Annotated in this window: 3 protein-coding genes; all 3 read right to left on the minus strand. The window is 35.1% G+C overall.

Annotated features, from left to right (window positions below; genetic code table 11):
- Positions 1 to 232: 232 nt before the first annotated feature.
- Positions 233 to 796, minus strand: coding sequence for a GNAT family N-acetyltransferase (locus tag CCU_RS06965; RefSeq protein ID WP_015534086.1), 564 nt, complete (start codon positions 794 to 796; stop codon positions 233 to 235).
- Between the two features lie 60 nt (positions 797 to 856).
- Positions 857 to 1,459, minus strand: a complete 603-nt coding sequence (locus tag CCU_RS06970; RefSeq protein WP_015534087.1) for a Type 1 glutamine amidotransferase-like domain-containing protein — start codon at positions 1,457 to 1,459, stop codon at positions 857 to 859.
- A 174-nt stretch (positions 1,460 to 1,633) separates the two neighbouring features.
- Positions 1,634 to 2,424 (minus strand): PfkB family carbohydrate kinase (locus CCU_RS06975; RefSeq protein WP_208896071.1); only part of this gene is annotated, 791 nt, incomplete at its 5' end.

Below are 2,424 nucleotides of genomic sequence, written 5' to 3' on the forward strand. Positions count from 1 at the left end.
GCCAACCAAAAATATTCCTATCAATAAGAGAATCATTCCGATCGTCCGCCACATTTGATTGAATTTGTATTCTTCTTTTATATGCTTATTCGTATATTTCATGTCATGTATTCTCCTACACTTGATTTTTCTCTCACACATAAATGCTCTAACGCTGTTTTATTATAAAATTGTCTGATTTGTTCCCTACAAACTGAAATTTTCGAGTGTGTCGCTAAATTAGATTTTTTCATCAATTATCATTACTAAAATACTCATTTCTAAGTATGGAATAATAAACTTCATCCACAATACCTTGATTACAGGTTCCCGACTGCCTAATTATTCCTTCTTTTTTCATTCCCATTTTCTGCATTACACTTCCTGAGTTTGGATTACCTGCAGCATGCTTTGCATATACACGTTTGACTTTTACTTCTTCAAAAAAGAATTTTACCAATGCCCTTCCTGCTTCTGCAGTTATACCTTTTCCCCACCATCTGCTTCCAATACCATACCCGAGCTCCACACTTTCTGTTGCCTCATCGAGACTTACTACTGATATATCTCCTACCAGTTCATGCGAATCTTTTAACTCAATTGTCCAAAAATAGAAATCCTGCTTATCATACGATTCTATCCAATCAATTAGTAATTGCTTTGTCTCGTCGACATTTTTATGCGGTTGCCAACTTAAAAACTTTGTTACATCTTTTTCTGTTACCCAGTTTTTAAACATGATTTCTGCATCATCTAATACATGTCGTTTAAGAACTAATCTATCTGTTTCTATTCTAATTGTGCCCTTATGTTCCATACGCATCCTCCACCATCAAGAAAATTCCGATTTTCCAGTTTCCAAAAAGGATTTTTCAAATTAGTCTTTGCAAATAACCTTTGAACCTTCACCATCAATTACAATTCCCTGATGGTTGTTAATAGGGCATAGATTCAAATCCGAAAACTCAGTCATTATTTTCTCGGTAACTTTCTTAAATGGTGCTGTAAGATAATGCGGAAGAACATAGAAATCAATCAAATCAAGCCCTGCATCATCTTCTTGTGAGTAGTCCTCCGGCTTTTCATCCATTTGCTCGATATATTGGATGCTTGGAGCGCATATAATTGCGCCTGCCGACTCGCCGATCATCAATTTTCCATTTGCCAATTCCTTTTTTAGCAACCCATCAGTTCTTGTTTTACGGAGTTGGTCCATAAGAAAGAAAGAATTTCCGCCGGTAAAATATATTACATCTGCATCTTCAAAAACAGACTGTATCGTTGAATAAGCCTCCGTTGAAATATCAATTTCAGTTACGATTGCTCCCAACTTTTTGAATAATTTTCGAGCCGAGCCGACATAACCGGTGTAGCCTTCACGCAACGAAGCTGTTGGAATAAATGCGACTTTCTTATTTTCAATTTCTTCCTTTATCAGACTTCCTACACTTGAAAAGTGCGAACATAAAAATAGTTTCATCAATATTCTCCTTTATAAATCCCGATTTCTCAGTTTCAAAAACTGAAGTTTATTTACTTTTCTTCACAACCGGATTCTTAGAAAACATATCTTTTATTCATAATCCAATTATAAACACTCCGAAAAGTGACCATATAATAAACCCTGTCATATTGTTTCTCCTTACAAATCGAATTAAAAGCCACCATAATGAGACAATGTCTCTGTTGCAAATTCTGTACCAACTCTCATAGCCTCGTAAATATCACCAATTAACATATGAGAACACACAAAGCCTGCATGGTAGCTATCTCCGCAACCAGTAGTATCAACTATTTCTAAAGCTTCATCAGCCGGGACAAAATACTTTTCACCATTATAATATGTAACACTTCCTTTATCAGCTAAAGATGCATTAAATAGTCCTTTATACTTCTTGGAAAATGCTTCAAATATCGGAAGAATTGATTCCTCTCCACTAATCAGGAAATAATCTATATATGGTGCATATTTTTCCATCTCCTTAAAATTACGATATTCTACAAAATCCACAGCCAATCTGAAGTTATTATTCTTTTTTAAATCTATAATTTGTTCAAAACAGCCTGCCCAGAAATGTATAAATACAACCTCTGATTTTTTTATAAAGTCCAATTCGTCTTGATTCAATATCATTTTATCAACAATATCACCCGTCCATGAATCATCTTTGTAATATCTGTCACCGTCAGCCGTAAGATATGTACGATTATTTGCAGTTACTTTATCCTCTTCAACTCTTACATGGCTTACATCTATTCTCTTATCAGAAACAGAATCCATAATAAATTTTGCGTAGGAATCCTGTCCAACCGCACCCAATATTGAAACATTAAACTCCTCAAATTTTGATGCATGAACTGCAAAATTAAGGGCTTCACCACCTGCACGCAATTCATCTGTTCCATCAAAAACATCTACACAGAGGCACGGAAGTGCCACTAAAT

It is taken from the genome of Coprococcus sp. ART55/1 (assembly GCF_000210595.1).
Classification (GTDB): Bacteria; Bacillota; Clostridia; order Lachnospirales; family Lachnospiraceae; genus Coprococcus; species Coprococcus aceti.